17 protein-coding genes are annotated in these 18592 nt (G+C 56.0%); 11 read left to right on the plus strand and 6 right to left on the minus strand.

Annotation, left to right across the window (positions count from 1 at the left end; translation table 11 throughout):
* Nucleotides 1-30: 30 nt before the first annotated feature.
* The 4 genes from AABB29_RS07815 (at nucleotide 31) to AABB29_RS07830 (ending at nucleotide 4683) form a co-directional block, all read left to right on the plus strand.
* Nucleotides 31-645, plus strand: coding sequence for a DUF3035 domain-containing protein (locus tag AABB29_RS07815; protein WP_341367470.1), 615 nt, complete (start codon nucleotides 31-33; stop codon nucleotides 643-645).
* 86 nt (nucleotides 646-731) lie between these two features.
* Nucleotides 732-2066, plus strand: coding sequence for a pitrilysin family protein (locus AABB29_RS07820; protein WP_341367469.1), 1335 nt, complete (start codon nucleotides 732-734; stop codon nucleotides 2064-2066).
* Nucleotides 2066-3376 carry a pitrilysin family protein gene (locus AABB29_RS07825; RefSeq protein WP_341367468.1) on the plus strand — a complete coding sequence of 437 codons (1311 nt, stop codon included), beginning with the start codon at nucleotides 2066-2068 and terminating at the stop codon, nucleotides 3374-3376. The genes AABB29_RS07820 and AABB29_RS07825 overlap by 1 nt, the downstream gene beginning before the upstream one ends.
* Nucleotides 3377-3765: 389 nt before the next feature.
* Nucleotides 3766-4683 (plus strand): hypothetical protein, encoded by a 918-nt coding sequence (locus tag AABB29_RS07830; RefSeq protein ID WP_341367467.1) that lies wholly within the window; start codon nucleotides 3766-3768, stop codon nucleotides 4681-4683.
* A gap of 223 nt (nucleotides 4684-4906) precedes the next feature.
* On the opposite strand, the gene galE is transcribed toward AABB29_RS07830, so the two are convergent.
* The 5 genes from galE to gmd form a co-directional block, all read right to left on the minus strand.
* Complete coding sequence (galE, locus tag AABB29_RS07835) at nucleotides 4907-5935, minus strand: UDP-glucose 4-epimerase GalE (RefSeq protein ID WP_341367466.1); 1029 nt, start codon at nucleotides 5933-5935, stop codon at nucleotides 4907-4909.
* On the minus strand, nucleotides 5935-7578 hold the full coding sequence (locus AABB29_RS07840; RefSeq protein WP_341367465.1) for a M10 family metallopeptidase C-terminal domain-containing protein: 1644 nt from the start codon (nucleotides 7576-7578) through the stop codon (nucleotides 5935-5937). Before AABB29_RS07840 ends, galE begins: the two co-directional genes overlap by 1 nt.
* A gap of 144 nt (nucleotides 7579-7722) precedes the next feature.
* Nucleotides 7723-9135, minus strand: a complete 1413-nt coding sequence (locus tag AABB29_RS07845; RefSeq protein WP_341367464.1) for a mannose-1-phosphate guanylyltransferase/mannose-6-phosphate isomerase — start codon at nucleotides 9133-9135, stop codon at nucleotides 7723-7725.
* Between the two features lie 9 nt (nucleotides 9136-9144).
* Complete coding sequence (locus tag AABB29_RS07850; RefSeq protein ID WP_373636864.1) at nucleotides 9145-10113, minus strand: GDP-L-fucose synthase family protein; 969 nt, start codon at nucleotides 10111-10113, stop codon at nucleotides 9145-9147.
* Nucleotides 10114-10116: 3 nt separating this feature from the next.
* Nucleotides 10117-11238 (minus strand): GDP-mannose 4,6-dehydratase, encoded by a 1122-nt coding sequence (gene gmd, locus AABB29_RS07855; RefSeq protein WP_373636865.1) that lies wholly within the window; start codon nucleotides 11236-11238, stop codon nucleotides 10117-10119.
* Nucleotides 11239-11419: 181 nt separating this feature from the next.
* Here gmd and AABB29_RS07860 point away from each other — a divergent pair, with 181 nt between their 5' ends.
* Entirely contained in the window at nucleotides 11420-12181 is a 762-nt protein-coding gene (locus AABB29_RS07860; protein ID WP_341367463.1) for a DUF2793 domain-containing protein, read from the plus strand.
* On the opposite strand, the gene AABB29_RS07865 is transcribed toward AABB29_RS07860, so the two are convergent.
* A complete protein-coding gene (locus AABB29_RS07865) occupies nucleotides 12178-13053 on the minus strand; it encodes a LysR family transcriptional regulator (protein WP_341367462.1) in 876 nt (291 codons plus the stop codon). The two genes, AABB29_RS07860 and AABB29_RS07865, sit on opposite strands and share 4 nt — an antisense overlap.
* 96 nt (nucleotides 13054-13149) lie before the next feature.
* On the opposite strand from AABB29_RS07865, the gene AABB29_RS07870 reads away from it, so the two are divergent.
* From AABB29_RS07870 to AABB29_RS07895, 6 genes are all read left to right on the plus strand, one after another.
* The gene (locus AABB29_RS07870; RefSeq protein ID WP_341367461.1) at nucleotides 13150-13314 is read left to right on the plus strand and encodes a hypothetical protein; all 165 of its coding nucleotides are present in this window, start codon (nucleotides 13150-13152) and stop codon (nucleotides 13312-13314) included.
* Nucleotides 13315-13628: 314 nt separating this feature from the next.
* Entirely contained in the window at nucleotides 13629-14189 is a 561-nt protein-coding gene (locus AABB29_RS07875; RefSeq protein WP_341367460.1) for a F0F1 ATP synthase subunit delta, read from the plus strand.
* The gene (gene atpA, locus AABB29_RS07880) at nucleotides 14190-15725 is read left to right on the plus strand and encodes a F0F1 ATP synthase subunit alpha (RefSeq protein WP_341367459.1); all 1536 of its coding nucleotides are present in this window, start codon (nucleotides 14190-14192) and stop codon (nucleotides 15723-15725) included.
* Nucleotides 15726-15747: 22 nt separating this feature from the next.
* Complete coding sequence (locus AABB29_RS07885; RefSeq protein WP_341367458.1) at nucleotides 15748-16620, plus strand: F0F1 ATP synthase subunit gamma; 873 nt, start codon at nucleotides 15748-15750, stop codon at nucleotides 16618-16620.
* 17 nt (nucleotides 16621-16637) lie between these two features.
* On the plus strand, nucleotides 16638-18062 hold the full coding sequence (gene atpD, locus AABB29_RS07890) for a F0F1 ATP synthase subunit beta (RefSeq protein WP_341367457.1): 1425 nt from the start codon (nucleotides 16638-16640) through the stop codon (nucleotides 18060-18062).
* A 93-nt stretch (nucleotides 18063-18155) separates the two neighbouring features.
* Nucleotides 18156-18581 carry a F0F1 ATP synthase subunit epsilon gene (locus tag AABB29_RS07895; RefSeq protein WP_341367456.1) on the plus strand — a complete coding sequence of 142 codons (426 nt, stop codon included), beginning with the start codon at nucleotides 18156-18158 and terminating at the stop codon, nucleotides 18579-18581.
* Nucleotides 18582-18592: the final 11 nt, after the last annotated feature.

The following is an 18592-nucleotide window of genomic DNA, read 5'->3' on the forward strand; positions in this document are numbered from 1 at the left end:
AGGCTTGAAACCGTTTACTGGAATCTTTTGATGCGTGGACCTGTCACCTTTTCTCTGGCCCTTTTCCTTGTCGCGGCATGTGGTGATACTGACCGTCCTTTGCGTGATTTGCAGGCCGCAGGTGGCGGTCCGGATGAGTTTGCGGTGATCCCGCAAGAGCCGCTGGAAATCCCCGCTCAGTTGACACTGCCCACACCGACGCCGGGTGGTACAAATCTGGCTGATCCAATGCCGAATGCTGATGCCATCGTAGCGCTTGGCGGTGCACCCAATGCGCAGTTTGCGGGCGGCGTTCCCGCAGGCGATGCCGCGCTTGTTGCGCAGGCCAGCCGCTATGGTACCGATCCGGCCATCCGCGCTACGCTTGCCGCCGAGGATGAGGCCACTTTGGAACGCGCTCGCCTGACGAATGTGTTTAACCCGCTGAACCGCGATCGTTACTTCCCCGCGTATTCCCGTCAGGCCCTAGACGCATATGCCGAGCTGGAAAGGTTACGCGGCCTTGGCGTCACCGTGCCTGTTGCACCTGTCGCCGCCCAGACGGTGCCGGCAGATGCGCCACATGAAATTTGTGCCGATGTTGTTGGTGAGGATGGATCCTTTGTTGATCGGGTTTGCCTGCCCCAAGACACAGATCCATCCTAAACACTGGCTCACATCCGCGTTTGATCTCTTGAACCCTGCGCCAAGGGGCGTAGGTATGCGTGGCAACAATCGCAAAAAGGGTGCCCATGACACGTTTCTTCGCCGCCTTGGCCATGCTGATGACGACAAGTGTCGCATCGCAGGCCGCAGAAGTGACCTCATTCTCGCTTGAGAACGGGATGGAAGTCGTCGTGATCGAGGATCACCGCGCCCCGGTTGTGGTGCATATGGTCTGGTACAAAGTCGGGTCCGCAGATGAGCCCGAGGGTATCTCGGGCATCGCCCATTATCTTGAACACCTGATGTTCAAGGGTACCGATGTTCTGGAGCCTGGTGAATTTTCCGAAACCGTCGCGGCCAACGGGGGCAGCGATAATGCGTTTACGAGCTACGATTACACCGCCTATTTTCAGCGTGTCGCGGCGGACCGTCTTGAACTGATGATGCAGATGGAAAGCAACCGGATGAATAATCTGCAGCTGTCTGCGGAAGACATTGAGACCGAGCGTCTGGTTGTCATCGAAGAACGCAATCAGCGCACTGAAAACAACCCCGGTGCCCTCGCCAATGAGCAATTCCGCGCGGCCCAGTTCCAGAACCATCGCTATGGTGTACCGATCATTGGCTGGCGGCATGAGATCGAAGATCTGACCCTGCAGAATGTGCTGGATTTCTATGACGACCATTATGCGCCGAACAACGCAGTATTGGTCGTTGCCGGTGACGTGGACCCTGATGAGGTCCGCACCCTTGCCCAGACATATTATGGTGCCATCCCGGCTGAGCCACATGTAGCCGAGCGTATCCGTCCTGAAGAACCCCCGCAGCGTGCAGAGCGTCGGATTACTTATGTCGATCCACGTGTCAGCCAGCCTTATCTGCTGCGCAGTTATCTGGCCCCCGAACGCGATCCCGGTGCGCAGAAGGAAGCTGCGGCCCTTGTATACCTTGCTGAATTGTTGGGCGGTTCCTCGTTCACGTCGGACCTGGGCCAGGCCCTGCAGTTTGATACGCAAACCGCGATCTACACAAATGCCTCTTATGGCGGCTCATCATTGGATGACACGACCTTTAGTCTTGTTGTTGTCCCCGCCGAGGGGGTCAGCCTATCCGAAGCCGAGACGGCGATGGATGCTGTTGTCACCAATTTCATGAGCGCCGAGATTGATCCCGCCCGTCTGGACAATATCCGCAACCAACTGCGCGCCTCTGAAATTTACGCTTTGGATGACACCTCTGGCCTGGCCCGCCGCTATGGCGCCGCTTTGACCCAGGGCTTGACGGTTGAAGACGTGCAAGCTTGGCCCGATATCCTGCAATCGATAACCATCGATGACATCAAATCGGTGGCCGAAAAGGTCTTGAACCGTGATCAGGCCGTTACCGGCTGGGTTGTTGCCAACCAAGAGGAGGCACGCTGATGCGCCGTATTTTCTTCGCCCTTTGCTTGGCCATCATCGCAAGCAGCGCACAGGCCGAAATTGATATCCAGGAAATCACCTCGGAAGGGGGGATCAATGCATGGGTCGTCGAAGAGCCCAGCATCCCATTCATCGCTTTAGAAATCAGGTTCCGGGGCAGCGCCTCGCTTGATTTGCCGGGCAAACGCGGCGCCACCAATCTGATGACTGGTCTGCTTGAAGAAGGCTCGGGAGATATGAATGCCCAAGAATTCCAGACTGCTCGCGAAGCTTTGGCCGCAAGTTTCAGTTTTCGCAGCTTTGATGACACGTTGTCTATCTCGGCTGAATTTCTGACCGAAAATCAAGATGAGGCGCTGGCCCTGCTGCAGCAGGCCATCGTTGATCCGACGTTCGAGCAGGACGCACTTGATCGGGTCCGGGCGCAGGTTTTGTCTGGCATCGCGAGTGATGAAAAAGACCCCAACAGCATCGCTAGCGCAGCCTTTGACAGGGGCGCCTTTGGGGATCATCCATATGGGACGGCCATTGATGGCACTGCGGAAAGCGTCAATGGGCTGACCCGCGAGGATATGTTCACTGCCCATGCCAATGCACTGACCCGTGACCGCGTCTATGTCTCGGTTGTTGGCGATATCACCGCAGAAGAGGTCGGCCCGATGCTAGATACGCTTTTGGGCGGCTTGCCAGCCGAGGGTCCGCCGCTGCCTGCGGATGTGCCGTTTGGTCTGCAAGGTGGTGTGACCGTCATTGATTACGACACACCGCAGGCCGTGGCCCTGTTTGGGCACGTAGGCATGAAGCGTGATGATGCAGACTTCTTTGCGGCATACATCATCAATCACGTTTTGGGCGCGGGCGGTTTTGAATCTCGTCTGATGACCGAAGTGCGTGAAAAGCGCGGTTTGACCTATGGGATCGGTACATCGCTTGTTCCGAAATTCCACGCCGAGATGATCATTGGCCGCGTGGCGTCCGATAACAGCACGATTGCAGAAGCGATTGCGGTCACTCGCGATGAATGGCGCCGCATGGCCGAAGATGGGCTCAGCGTTGAAGAGCTTGAACTGGCCAAGACCTATCTGACCGGAGAATACCCACTGCGCTTTGACGGCAATAGCGACATTGCCCGAATTATGGTGGGGATGCAGATGATCGATCTGCCCCCGTCCTATGTGATCGACCGGAATGACTTTATCGAGGCTGTAACGCTTGAGGATATCAGCCGCGTTGCCGCTGATTTGCTGCGCCCGGATGACCTGCATTTTGTTGTGGTCGGCAAGCCGGAAGGTCTGGAAAGCACGCAATAACGCGCGGATTTCCGCCGGTTTTTGATTCAAAAGCCTCAAAATCGAACACATTACGACTTCGTTATGTATCGGGCTTATTGACAGCTTGGGCAAATCTGCATCTATCGTCTCCGTCTGAATATCGGAGGGGACCACCTGGATTATAAAAAGCCATTGATGCTCATCAGCCTCATGCTGATTATCGCGATCGCTGGTTTGGGCCGGCGGTGGTATGCCTATGTGACCAATAAATAGTCGCCTTTTCTCGATGATACCGGCATGAAAATCAACGCGCGTGCGCCCGGGTTTATTAATGAATGGGGCTGCAACAAGTTGGCTGAGAATTTCCCGAACAACGCACGTCCGCCGCATCGTTGCAGCTAAGACGTACATTAGAAGAAGTTGGAATAATGCAAGAATTACAATTCGCCGAAGAACAATATAAGCGGTCATTTTTTGGCCTATTGCTGGCGCCACCGATCAGCGCCGCGATTGGCGCCGCGTTGGGTTTTGCCTACGCTTTTGTCGTTAATATTAATCCGTTCATCTATTTGGGCTTTATCGCAGCGATCGTTTTGGGTGTGCTGCTTGCATTTGGCGGCATCATAGCGACGGGTATTTTCGGTTCATCGGATCGCTTCACGCGGCTTTTGGCTGCGATTGCCGCAGCCGCGGGTTGCCTTTGGATGTACTACGCCCAGTGGTTGTCGATGAATGAGGTGCCGCTGTGGTCGATAACGCCGATCATGGACTGGTACACACTGGGCTTTGTTGAGCCGTTCCGTGTCGCCTTTGAAGAAATCGCCCCATATGTGAGCTACTCTGTCTCGCGGGCCGGACGGTCAAGCGGTGGTGATGTCGGCGGCGCGTTGTGGTTCTGGTATATCGAGATCGCATTGATTGCGGGCCCACCGCTTTTGTTTGCCCTGTTCGCAGGGGGTACAATGGTTAACACAGCCACGGGCGGCAGCATGAACGATATCGATCAGTCCTTCGTCGTTTCGCATCTCGCAAAATCTGACATTGCCGCAAAAGAAGCCGACATGAAAGCACGCGACTTTTCGCTATTTCAATTGATGTCCGGCGCTGATGCCAACCGTATTCTGTCCAATGCCGGTGCAAAGAAAAAAGAACATGTGCCCGCGTCCAGCATCGCTTTCTTCCGGGATACGAAGGATGCAAGCGTTTACTCAATCGAGGTTAGCTCGGGTGGGTATACCTATGACAACGAAGACGGTTGGGAGTCCTCTTTTGATGATGTTGTCGTGAAGCATCTTTTGATCAGTCAAGCTGAGTATGAAGGGATTGTTGCGCGTCTTTCGCAGTAGTCTATCTGGTGTGACATGTTGTGAAATGTCTAAAGGGCACCTTGGTATATGGGGTGCCCTCTTTTGCTTTTGTGTACTGGCCGGGCAAAAAAGTTAAGTTAATTTTCTTTGTGTGAGAAAACGCACTGAAGCACCCGTCGCGGCATCTTATACCGCGATCAAGGGCTATTTTGAGTAAATATTTAACGAGTTTCCAAGCTCCTCACGCATCAGCGTGGGGAGCTTATTTTTTGGGGTCGCCGCGATCATATCCATGCGGGTTTGCTGATTGCCATGCCCATGTACTGGCCGTCATATCATCCAGCGCATGTGTTGCTTCCCATCCCAGCTCGGCTTTTGCCCGGCTTGCGTCTGCCTGCATCGCGGCAATGTCCCCCGCCCGGCGGCCTGCCAATTTTGTTGGGATGGTCTTTCCACTGGCCCGCTCAAAGGCCGCAACCATATCGCGCACGCTATAGCTGTCACCCGTCCCGACATTGAATGGCCGCGCGCCCGTGTTTTGATCGGCATAGTCCAGTGCCGCCACATGCGCCCGCGCCAGATCGACCACATGGATATAATCGCGCAATCCGGTTCCGTCGGGTGTGTCGTAATCATCCCCGAACACGGTCAGTGCCTCACGTTTGCCGACGGCGACCTGTGCAATGAACGGCATCAGATTGTTCGGGATGTCTTTGGGGTCTTCCCCGATCCGTGATGAGGCATGCGCCCCAACCGGGTTGAAATACCGTAAGAGAACTGCTGATGTATCCGGCTGTGCGCTGGTCCAGGCCGTCAGCATGTTTTCAGCCATCAGCTTGGTCTGTCCATAGACGGATGTCGGGTTTGTTGGATGTGCCTCGTCATAAGGCAGGTAGACCGGGTCACCATATACAGTGGCTGATGAGGAAAAGATCAGCTTTTTGACGCCAGCACGGTCCATCGCATTGAGCAGGGCCAATGTTCCCGCCACATTCACATCATAGTAAAGCAGGGGCTTTTCGGTGCTTTCACCAACCGCCTTTAGACCCGCAAAATGGATCACGGCATCGGGGGCAAACCCTTGCATGACTTCATCCAGTTTTTCCGGATCACGGACATCGCCGGTGAAATCCATGACAGCCCCGTTGGACAGGGCCCGCACCCGTGTCAAAACTTCGGGGGTGGCGTTGCTGTAATTGTCCAACACGCAGACCTCATGGCCTTGGGCCATCAGTTCAAGCAAAGTGTGACTGCCGATATAACCGGCCCCGCCGGTTACCAGGACCCGCATCAGAGGATGAAATCGCCTGAAGACAGACCGGTCACGCCATCGACAAATATCTCAAGATCGGCATTGCCATCGCCATCAGAGTCAAGCTGCACGATCGTGTCACCGCCGCTTTCTTCAAGCCGGACCTCACCTGCCGTATTGCTGAAACCGGTCGTCCCAACGAAGGTCAGCCCGCCGATATTGGACAGATCGATGTCATCGGTGCCTGTTTCGAAATCGGTGATCGTGTCGCGCCGCGTGGAGTCGGCGTAGCTATCGCTGATGAACTCAAACACGAAATCATCGGCTCCTGCACCGCCAGTGAGCGTGTCTGCGCCCAGACCACCGATGATGATATCCGCGCCACCATCGCCGCTGATGGTATCATCGCCCTTGCCGCCATAGATCGTATCCCCGCCATTGCCGCCAGAGATATTGTCATCACCGCTGCCGCCGTCGATGATGTCGACCCCGGTTCCACCTGTGATGTCATCAAAGCCAGAGCTGCCGAAAAGCGTGTTGGTGCCGCTATCTGCGCTAATTTCATCTGACCCGGAATTGCCGTTGGCCTCATCATTGCCGGTGCCTGTGTCGATCTCATCATCGCCACGCCCACCGATAATTTCGTCCGAACCGCCATTGCCGACCAGCACGTTGTCGACCGCGTTCCCGATCAGGGTATCATCACCGTCCCCGCCTGTGGCGTTTTCGATAACGGCCCCATTGGCAATCGTGTATCCGCCTGCGATCCCTTCGACATAGGACAGATAACCGCCCCCACCATCGGCATATTGCAGCGTTGCGGCGCGCAGATCGATGGTCGCATCGTTATTCCCGGTATAGGTGATTGTGTCGCTTCCACCGGTGTCCCAGATCCCAACCCAGGCAGCGTCACCCAGGTCATAATCGTTGCTGCCACTGTTATAGGTCGTGTTCGCGCCATAGAGCTCTTGCAGGATCGCGATATCAAGCGCCATCGGTGTTGCCGCGTTGCCGTCGGTATCGGATGCAGGATCACCAAACCACCCGTCATTATAGGACATGATCGTGTAAACCTGCTGGTTCAGATCATAATCGCCGTAAAAGCCAAAAGGATAGTTTGGATCAGATGCAGAACCAGCCAGCCCTTCCATAATGGTCACGCCGTCATGCGGGTGATCTAGGCCAAGCCCATGTAGAAGTTCATGGATGATGGTGGCGTAGCCCAGTCCACCGTCATCAAGCCCGGCCTCGCTCCAGCCAAAGCCGTTTGCGTTGAACGCTCCCATAACGGCACTGTTATCCCCGGCAAATGCGGGGGAATAGAAGTAGCCCAAGAAACCGCTGCTTGGAAATTCGTCGTCATCCAAAACCAGCTGGAAATCTGCATTTGCGTTGGTTGTCACCTGAAACGTTATATCGATGTAGTTTGAGATCGCGGCAAGCGCGGCTTCAACCCGTTGCTGCTCATAAAGTGTCCAGCCATCAGATTCGATTTCATCTGAACCGGTCGGATCGTTGATTTCGTCCGCGGCATTCGCTTCTTGTCCATTAGTGACAAAATAGACTGTAATCACGTCATCCGTCCGATAGGTTCCGCCGTCGAGCGAGTCGGTCGGACAGTCCCCTGACACACCGGAAATGGCGGCAGAGGTGTTGGCAAGCGCTTGACAGACTTCACACACGGACAGTCACTCCTTCGAAACGATTAACTTGTAAGCGTATATATTCATCATTGTGGCAAAATTCAGTACCAATGACGTGATGTCAAATGTCCTACCTGATATGGGCGGGTTTAGGCTTATTGGATGGGCCGCCCATGTCAGCGGTCAATTTCGGGCGTAGATGTCTTCATAACGGACGATGTCATCCTCACCCAGATAGCTGCCTGTTTGCACCTCAATCAGAATCATCGGGACTTTGCCAGGGTTTTCCATCCGGTGTTTTGCCCCCAAGGGAATATAGATTGACTGGTTTTCGGTCACCAGTTGCACATCGTCGTTCACCGTTACTTTTGCGGTGCCCTGCACGACGATCCAATGCTCTGACCTGTGGTGGTGCGATTGCAGTGACAGGGCCGCCCCTGCATCCACCACAATCCGTTTCACCTGAAACCGATCCCCAATCGCAAGGCTTTCAAACCACCCCCAGGGCCTGTGATCTTTGGGAAAGCACTCGGCCTGCGGTGCGTCGTTTGCCTTAAGCTGGGATACGGCCTGTTTGACATCCTGCGCCCGGTCTTTGGTACTGATCAGCACAGCGTCCGGCATGGCAATGGCCACGATATCCTGTAGCCCGATCCCGACAAGCTGCTGCCCGTCGATTTCAGAGCGTAGCAATGTGTTCTGGCAGTCGATGGCGGTGGTTTGCCCAGATGCGGCCATGCCATCGGTTTCGGTTTCGCGCCAAACTGCGGCCCAGTCGCCCAAATCGGACCAACGGCCCGTATAAGGAACAACCGACAGGTTTTGCGCCTTTTCCATAACCGCATAGTCGATCGATATTGCAGGTGCATCAGCCCAGGGTTCTGGCGCCAACCGCAAAAAGCCCAAATCGGCTTGCGCATCGGCGATGGCTTGTGCGACAGCCTCATAAATTGCGGGCGCAGTATTCTGATAGGCCGCGATGATTGTTTTGACGCAGAACAGGAAAATCCCCGCATTCCACAAATACCGCCCTTCCGCGAGCATTTCAGCCGCGCGGGTGCTGTCTGGCTTTTCAACAAAGCTTTTGAGCGGGATGGGGGTGCCTGCATCAACGGGGGCCGCGTCCAATTCAAGATAACCATAGCCGGTCTCAGGCCGGTCCGGCGTAATCCCGAATGTGACAAGCTGGCCGGCCAGTGCTGCGGGGATCGCAGCCTCAACTGTGCTGGTAAAAAGTGCATCATCGGGGATCACATGATCGGATGGTGCCACTAGCATCAATCCATTGGGATCGGTGTTTTGCAGATGCAAGGCGGCGGCAAGCACGGCCGGGCCGGTATCGCGCCCCGCAGGTTCGATCAGAACGGCGCCCGGATCGATCCCGATCTCTTGCAATTGCTGGACCGCGATGAACCGAAACGCATCTGCCGTTACCACGACGGGTTGGTTAAATTGCGATCCGCCCAACCGTTTGGTGCTGGCTTGAAACAGGCTTTCCTCGCCCATCAACGCCGAGAATTGCTTGGGATAGCTTTTACGTGACAACGGCCAAAGCCGCGTGCCCGAACCGCCGCATAAAATTACCGGAGTGATCATGGCGTCTTCCTAACTGGCCCGTAATGTCTGGCCGGATGTTTGTTGCGCCAAGAACCATTCATAGGTGGATGCGATCCCAGCGCGTAAATTGATTTTGGGTGTCCACCCTAGCCGATTGATGGTGCTCGTATCTAGCAGTTTACGCGGTGTGCCATCGGGTTTTGACGTATCACAGCGGATTTCCCCCTGAAATCCAACTGTTTCGGCGATCAGTTCCGCCAGCTCTCGGATCGCGATATCTTCGCCGGTTCCGATATTGATGTGGCTTTGCATCGGCTCGGTGTGGTTTTCATACGCGTCGCCTGGCAATCCCATGACAAAGACCGAAGCCGCAGCCATATCATCGACATGCAGAAACTCGCGCCGGGGTGTCCCGGTGCCCCACAGGGTGACATGATCCAATCCTTGCCGGGCCGCATCGTGAAAACGCCGCATCAAGGCTGGCAGTACATGCGCGTTTTCCAAATGGAAGTTATCGCCCGGCCCGTAAAGATTGGTCGGCATAATAGACCGATAATCGGTGCCGTATTGCCGGTTATAGCTTTCGCAAAGCTTGATCGCGGCGATCTTGGCGATGGCGTAGGGCTCATTGGTGGGCTCAAGCGTGCCGGTCAAAAGCGCGTCTTCGGTGATCGGCTGCGCAGCGTCGCGCGGATAGATACATGATGATCCCAATTGCAGCAGTTTCTGTACGCCCGCCGCATAGGCCGACGTGATCACATTGGTTGCGATCATCAGGTTTTCGGCGATGAAACTGGCTGGATAGGTATTATTGGCCATGATCCCGCCGACCCTGGCCGCGGCCAAAATGACCTGATCTGGCTTTTGATCCTGCATGAACTCATGCACGGCGGCTTGGTTCGTCAGGTCAAGCTCAGCCCGCGTCGCGGTAAGAAGCGTCACGCGATCATCGGTCTGTAGCTGCCGCAAAATCGCGCCGCCCACCATGCCGTTATGCCCTGCAACGAAGATACGCATCAGCTATGCCTCGATTGAAATCGGTTGACTCATCCCATGTTCTTTCAACAGGGCCTGGCGCTGGGCGGCTTGTAGATCGGTGGCGACCATTTCGGCACACATCTCTTGCGCGGTAATCTCTGGGGTCCAGCCGAGCTCTTTCTTGGCTTTTGTCGGATCGCCCAGCAATGTTTCCACCTCTGCGGGCCGGAAATAGCGCGGATCGATCCGCATCACTACATCGCCCGGTTTGACCGCTGGCGCAAGATTGCCATTTACATGCGCGACGGTTGCGATTTCATCAACGCCGCTGCCGCTGAATTCCAGGGTCATTCCCAGCTCAGCCGCTGACCATATGATGAAATCCCGCACTGAATGCTGTTTACCCGTGGCAATCACATAATCATCCGGCCTGTCTTGTTGGAGCATCATCCATTGCATACGCACATAATCCTTGGCGTGCCCCCAATCGCGCAGGGCATCGATGTTGCCCATGTAAAGACAGTCTTCAAGCCCCATGGCGATATGGGCAAGCCCGCGGGTGATCTTGCGGGTCACAAAGGTTTCGCCCCGCCGGGGGCTTTCATGATTAAACAAGATGCCGTTGCAGGCATACATTCCATAGGCTTCCCGATGATTCACGCAGGTCCAAAACGCATATAGTTTAGCGACGGCATAGGGGCTGCGTGGATGAAACGGGGTTGTTTCGGTCTGCGGCGTTTCTTGTACCAGTCCGTAAAGTTCCGAAGTTGAGGCCTGATAAAACCGCGTCTTGTCATGCAGCTTCAGAAAGCGGATCGCCTCAAGCAGCCGCAACGTTCCGAGCGCGTCCACATCTGCGGTGTATTCAGGGGCTTCAAAGCTAACCGCCACATGCGACTGAGCGCCAAGATTATAGACTTCATCGGGCGCGACATCGGCCAGGATACGCGTCAGGTTCGACGCATCGCCAAGATCACCATAATGCAGAACAAACCGGGCGTTGTCGGTTTGCGGGTCTTCATAGATGTGATCGACCCGGTCGGTATTGAAAAGTGAGGCGCGCCGCTTGATCCCGTGTACCTCATACCCTTTCTCCAGCAAAAGTTCCGCCAGATAAGAGCCGTCTTGCCCGGTCACACCTGTGATTAACGCCCGTTTTGTCATGCAACCCCTCGCTGTTTCGCTTCTTATGCCACCGAATTAACGTTTTGGACACCTTCCGTCGGTGTTCGTGCCGTCGAAACCTTTACGTTGTATTAACCATCGTGCGGTGATTGAAGGGATCGTTGAGTTTGATGGCGAAATACTGCGCGCGATTTCATTTTTCGCGGAAGGTGCCATTCCCATGTCAGACCAAACCCCCAATCTGTCCATGCCCTATATCATGCCGTCGCAGGCCCAAAAGCACGTGACTCATAATGAGGCGATCGAGCTGCTTGATATGATCGTGCAGCTGACCTTCGAATCTGCCGATCTGACCACACCCCCAGCGAGCCCCGCCGAAGGACAAGCCTGGGCCGTCAGCGCAGGCGCAACGGGTGATTGGGCCGGGCAGGACGGCCAGATTGCAGCTTGGCGCGGCGGCGGTTGGCTGTTTGTTGCGCCGCAAGATGGCTGGCGCGCCTGGGTGCGCGATGTGGCTGAAATTCAGGCCTTTACGGGCGGGGCTTGGGTCACGCAGGGCGAGGAAGACTTTCAGAACCTGCCCAGCGTCGGCATCAACGCGACCGCCGACGCGACCAACCGGCTCAGCGTGAATGCCCCCGCGACCTTGCTGAATAATGATGGGGCTGGCCATCAGGTTAAGATCAACAAGGCCACGGCGGCTGATACGGCGTCGCTTCTTTATCAAAGTGGCTTTTCAGGCCGGGCCGAAATGGGGCTGGCAGGCAATGATGATTTCAGCATCAAGGTCTCGGCAGATGGGTCAGCCTGGTTTACGGGCGTGACTGTGGCTGCGGCCACAGGGCATGTGCAGATTGATCAGGTTTTGCATCTCAATCCGACGGCTGCCCCCGCAAGCCCTGCCGCCGGAGATGTCTATTTTGATGCGACCGCTGCAAAGTTGCGTTGTTATGATGGCACCGCCTGGCAGGATTTGTTCTAGCCCTGAGCGTTTTTTAGCAGCCATGATTTAAGGATCTTGGCCCGCTCGGACAGGATGCCGGGACGATGGATGATGTAATAGCCCAGCTCTTCATGCTGGGCGCGCATCAGCGCCACAAGCCGTCCGGTAGCCAGGTCATCTTCAATCAGCGCGCCGGCAATCACCGCGACACCGCCCCCGGCGCGCGCACCCGCCAAAAGCATGCTGCCGGTTGCGACCGTGTTGGCCTGACAGCAGGCCATATCGAACCCCGATTCTGTCACCCATTTCTGTGCTTCACTGTCCTTGGACGTAAACAGCCAAGGCAGGTCGTAAAGATCACTGAGCGCCTTGATCGTTCTGCCTTTGACCAGATCCGGGGCGGCGACAACGGTATAGTTTGCAGCAACAAGATGGGTTGCCGTAACATCCGGCCAATCCCCCCGGCCATAACGGATCGCCATATCGAATCCATCCCGGCGAAGATCAACCAGATCCATACTGGGACTGACCGACAGTGAGAATCCGGGATGTTCGGCCCAGAATCGGGTCAAGCGGGGCATCAGCCAATTGTCGGCAAAGCTGGGTGTCACAGAAACCGAAAGAGGGCGCGCATCAACGTCCTCGTTGATTGCCTTGACCCCTTCCACAATTTGGCGAAAGCCTGCGGAAAGCTCAGCGGCGAGGGCCGCGCCGGTTTCCGTTGGCTTCATCGCACGTCCGTCTCGCAGCATCAGAATCGTGTCCAAATGCGCCTCAACCGCGCGTACATGCTGCGCAATGGCGGCATGTGTGACGTTCAATTCCTGCGCGGCGGCGGAATATGAGCCGGTCCTGGCGGCAACCTCAAAAGCGCGCAAAGCGGCTAGCGATGGGATATCACGCCAGTTCATATGATAGTTCAGCTAACATATATAAAATCATACAAACTCGCATCGGCGCATCAAGTGCTTTAATTTCTTTTCATCAGCATCGAGAAAGGAAAAGCCATGCTAACAATACTCGCAGACGCATTTGTACGCAGCAAGGGACCGAAAGACTGGGATGCGCCCGATCATTGGACATCGGGCAACCCACGTCGCGGGCCAAGCAATCATGAGCGTGAGGCGGCATATTGGCGCAGACGGGCGCATCGTGACGTGGGGCTTTGGTAGGCGCTGTGACAACGATTCGACCGCTGAGGCGCGCGATCTGGAAATGATCGCGCGCCTTTTTCTATTATTTATGCACATGACACATTTTTCTGATCCGATTTAGGTAAATAAGGTGGCCAAACCGGCCCCCTGTACCATATGCGGGTTATCGCAGCGGATTCTTCTTGCAGAGTGCTTGCGGCATAATACCACCTCTGCTACATCCGCCGAGATTTTTAGCTCTTGTTAACGCGGGAGCAAAACAACTTGTCCATTCGCTGCCCCACGGACGAGGGGTGTCGCGGGTCTGGACCAAAGACATCGGAAGGCGACACGTGTCCGAAACAGCTGGTATTTCAACAGGCATCGCTGCGCGTTATGCGACTGCCGTGTTCGACCTCGCCAAGGAAGGCAAGGCGATCAAATCCCTTGAAACAGATGTTGCTGCGCTTGATGCGGCAATGACCGACAGTGCCGATCTGCGCACTTTGCTGACTTCACCGCTTTACAGCCGGGACGAACAGTCAGCTGCGATCACAGCGATCGCGAAGAAAATGAAGCTATCAGACACCACAAGCAACGTACTGGCCCTGCTTGCTGCAAAGCGCCGCTTGTTTGTGTTGCCACAGCTTCTGAACGTGCTTGAAGGCATGTTGGCTGATGAACGCGGCGAAGTGACTGCCGAAGTCACGACGGCCAAGAAATTGACCAAAGCGCAAGCCGAGAAGCTAGCCAAAACACTCAAAGCCCAAGTGGGCAAATCTGTCACCATCAAAGAAACCGTCGATGCATCAATCATTGGCGGTCTTATTGTTAAAGTGGGCTCAAAGATGATCGACACGTCGATCGCCTCCAAGCTCAACGCACTCCAGAACACTATGAAAGAGGTCGGATAAATGGCGATCCAAGCGTCTGAAATCTCTGCGATCCTGAAGGACCAGATCAAAAACTTCGGTCAGGAAGCCGAAGTGGCCGAGGTTGGCCGGGTACTGAGCGTCGGCGACGGTATCGCCCGCGTTTACGGCCTGGACAATGTGCAGGCCGGTGAAATGGTCGAATTCCCAGGCGGTATCCGCGGGATGGCTTTGAACCTGGAAGCTGACAACGTCGGTGTTGTTATCTTTGGTTCCGACCGTGACATTAAAGAAGGCGACACCGTTAAGCGCACCAAGTCCATCGTTGACGTGCCTGTCGGTGACGAACTGCTGGGCCGCGTTGTTGACGGTCTGGGCAATCCGCTGGACGGCAAAGGTCCGATCAAGACGAAAAGCCGCGCCGTTGCAGACAGCAAGGCCCCTGGCATCATCCCCCGTAAATCGGTGCACGAGCCGATGGCGACCGGCCTGAAATCCGTTGACGCGATGATCCCAATCGGCCGTGGCCAGCGTGAGCTGATCATTGGTGACCGCCAGACAGGTAAAACTGCTGTGGCGCTAGATACGATCCTGAACCAGAAATCCTACAACGATGCTGCTGAAAACGAGTATGACAAGCTCTACTGCGTTTACGTGGCTGTTGGGCAAAAGCGCTCGACCGTTGCGCAGCTGGTGAAAAAGCTCGAAGAATCCGGCGCGATTGAATATTCGATCGTTGTGGCGGCGACGGCCTCTGACCCAGCACCGATGCAGTTCCTTGCCCCTTATGCGGCGACTGCGATGGCTGAGCACTTCCGCGATAACGGCCGTCACGCGCTGATCATCTATGATGACCTGTCCAAGCAGGCTGTGTCTTATCGTCAGATGTCCTTGCTGCTGCGCCGCCCACCAGGGCGTGAAGCTTACCCAGGTGACGTTTTCTACCTGCACTCTCGTCTGCTGGAGCGTTCGGCCAAGCTGAACGAAGACAATGGCGCAGGGTCTTTGACCGCGCTGCCGATCATCGAAACCCAAGGTGGTGACGTGTCGGCCTTTATTCCGACAAACGTGATCTCTATTACCGATGGTCAGATCTTCCTGGAAACGGAACTGTTCTACCAGGGTATCCGCCCTGCGGTGAACACCGGTCTGTCGGTGTCGCGGGTTGGGTCAGCTGCCCAGACCAATTCGATGAAATCTGTTGCGGGTCCAGTGAAGCTGGAACTGGCGCAGTACCGCGAAATGGCCGCCTTTGCGCAGTTCGGTTCCGATCTGGACGCCGCGACACAGGCCCTGCTGAACCGCGGTGCGCGCCTGACCGAGCTGATGAAACAGCCTCAGTACGCACCACTGACCAACGCAGAAATCGTCTGCGTGATCTATGCGGGCACCAAAGGCTATCTGGACAACGTCGACGTCAAAGACGTGGGCCGGTTCGAAGCTGGTCTGCTGAAACATCTGCGGACAAACGCCTCTGACGTGCTGGACTTCATCACGAAGGAAGATCCAAAGATCAAAGGTGAAGCCGAAGACAAGATCAAAGCCGCTTTGGACGCATTCGCCAAAGACTTCGCCTGAGTTCCGGACATAGGAGACCCTTATGCCCAGTCTTAAGGACCTAAAAAACAGGATCGAAAGCGTGAAATCCACGCGGAAGATCACAAAGGCCATGCAGATGGTCGCGGCCGCAAAACTGCGCCGCGCCCAGGATGCAGCCGAGGCGTCACGCCCCTACACAGAACGGTTTAACGCCGTGATGGCAGGGCTGGCCGCATCGGTTGGCGGATCAGATACGGCACCTAAATTGCTGTCCGGTACGGGCAGCGATCAGGTGCAATTGCTGATCGTAATGACAGCCGAACGGGGCCTCTGCGGGGGCTTTAACGGCAACATTGCCAAGCTGGCGCGCAGCCATGCGCAAAAGCTGATTGCCGAAGGCAAGACCGTGAAAATCGTGACCGTCGGCAAAAAAGGCCGCGACGCGATCAAACGCGATTTGGGTGAATATTTCATCGACCACGTCGACCTGACCGAGGTCAAGCGCGTGGGCTATGTGAACGCTCAAGATATCGCCAAAGCGGTTCTGGCCCGGTTCGATGCGGGTGAATTCGATGTCGCGACGATCTTCTTTGCGCGTTTCGAAAATGTTGTGACCCAGCACCCGACCGCGCAACAGATCATCCCAGCCCAGTTCGAAGCGGCCGAGGACACAGAAGCGACCTTGTACGACTACGAACCTGGCGAGGAAGAGATCCTGGCAGACCTTCTGCCACGGGGCGTGGCCACGGCGATCTTTAGTGCTTTGCTGGAAAACGCCGCCTCAGAACAAGGCGCCCGCCAGTCCGCCATGGACAACGCGACGCGCAACGCTGGCGACATGATCGACAAGCTGACAATCGAGTTCAACCGCTCGCGTCAGGCTGTGATCACCAACGAGCTGATTGAAATTATTTCGGGCGCGGAAGCGCTCTAGGACCCGGAGAAACTTAAATGGCAAACGCAAAAGGTAAGGTCACGCAGATCATCGGCGCCGTCGTTGACGTGCAGTTCGATGACCATCTGCCTGAGATTCTGAACGCCCTGACCACTGACAACAACGGCAAAGAGCTGACACTTGAGGTGGCACAGCACCTGGGTGAGAACACAGTTCGTGCCATCGCGATGGACTCGACCGAGGGTCTGGTGCGCGGGCAAGAGGTGTCTGACCAAGGCACAACCATCACTGTTCCCGTGGGCGACGCCACATTGGGCCGCATCATGAACGTCGTGGGCGAGCCTGTGGACGAAAAAGGCGCCATCGGCGAGAAAGAGCGCCGCTCGATCCACGCCGAAGCTCCAGAATTCGAACAGCAATCGACCGCTTCTGAGGTTCTGGTCACCGGCATCAAGGTGATCGACCTGCTGGCTCCTTACGCCAAGGGTGGTAAAATCGGCCTCTTCGGCGGTGCGGGTGTTGGTAAAACCGTTTTGATCCAAGAGCTGATCAACAACATCGCGAAAGTGCACTCGGGCTACTCGGTTTTCGCCGGTGTGGGCGAGCGGACCCGTGAAGGGAACGACCTCTACTACGAATTCATCGAATCCGGTGTTATCGACGCCGAAGACCTGACCAAGTCCAAAGTGGCCCTGGTTTACGGCCAGATGAACGAGCCTCCAGGCGCACGTATGCGTGTGGCACTGTCCGGTCTGACAATGGCGGAATCCTTCCGTGACCAGTCCGGGACTGACGTTCTGTTCTTCGTTGATAACATCTTCCGCTTTACACAGGCGGGTTCCGAGGTGTCCGCGCTTCTGGGTCGTATTCCGTCTGCTGTGGGCTATCAGCCAACACTGGCCACCGACATGGGTGCGATGCAGGAACGGATTACATCCACGAAAAACGGTTCGATCACGTCCGTGCAGGCGATCTACGTGCCTGCGGATGACTTGACCGACCCAGCGCCTGCAACGTCGTTTGCGCACTTGGACGCGACAACCGTTCTGAACCGGGCGATCTCGGAAAAAGGGATTTATCCGGCCGTTGATCCGCTCGATTCGTCTTCGCGCCTTCTCGACCCAGCCATCGTTGGGGAAGAGCACTATCAGGTTGCCGCGGATGTTCAGAGTATGCTGCAGCGCTATAAGTCGCTTCAGGATATCATTGCGATCCTGGGCATGGACGAACTGTCAGAAGAAGATAAACTGACCGTGTCGCGTGCGCGTAAGATCGAGCGCTTCCTAAGCCAACCGTTTGATGTGGCCGAGGTCTTCACCGGCTCGCCCGGTGTGCAGGTATCCCTCGAAGACACCATCGCGTCGTTCAAAGCGGTTGTAGCTGGCGAATACGATCACTTCCCTGAAGGTGCCTTCTACATGGTTGGCGGCATCGAAGAAGTGAAAGCCAAAGCCGAAAAAATGGCAGCAGAAGCCGCCTAAGCGGATCGCGCCCCGGACTTGATCCGGGGCCTCCGCCCCGCACTCGACCAAGAGGTCCCGGGTCAAGCCCGGGACGCGTGAAGGAAAACAGATATGGCAAACCTACAATTCGATCTGGTCTCGCCCGAACGCCGCCTGGCGTCGGTCGAGGCGACCGAGGTTCAGATCCCCGGCGCAGATGGCGATATGACAGCCATGGCAAATCACGCGCCGACCATTACCACATTGCGCCCCGGCGTTCTGACGGTGGTCCATGGTGGCGGGTCTGACCAATATATCGTGTCCGGTGGATTCGCCGAAATCACGGCTGCGGGTGTTTCGGTTCTGGCCGAACAGGCGTTGCCCAAGGCTGAAGTCACCCAAGAGGTCTATGATCAGATGATCGCTGACGCTAAGGCTGCGTACGGCCGCGCGCAAGAGACCTTTAAGAATGAGCCTGGCCCGGTTGATGACGCAGCAAAGCTGCTGTCGGATATGGTGGCCATTGGCGGTACGATTGGTCTGTCGACAAAGAACTAATCGCCTCTGCG

Source organism: Yoonia sp. BS5-3 (assembly GCF_038069655.2).
Classification (GTDB): domain Bacteria; phylum Pseudomonadota; class Alphaproteobacteria; order Rhodobacterales; family Rhodobacteraceae; genus Yoonia; species Yoonia phaeophyticola.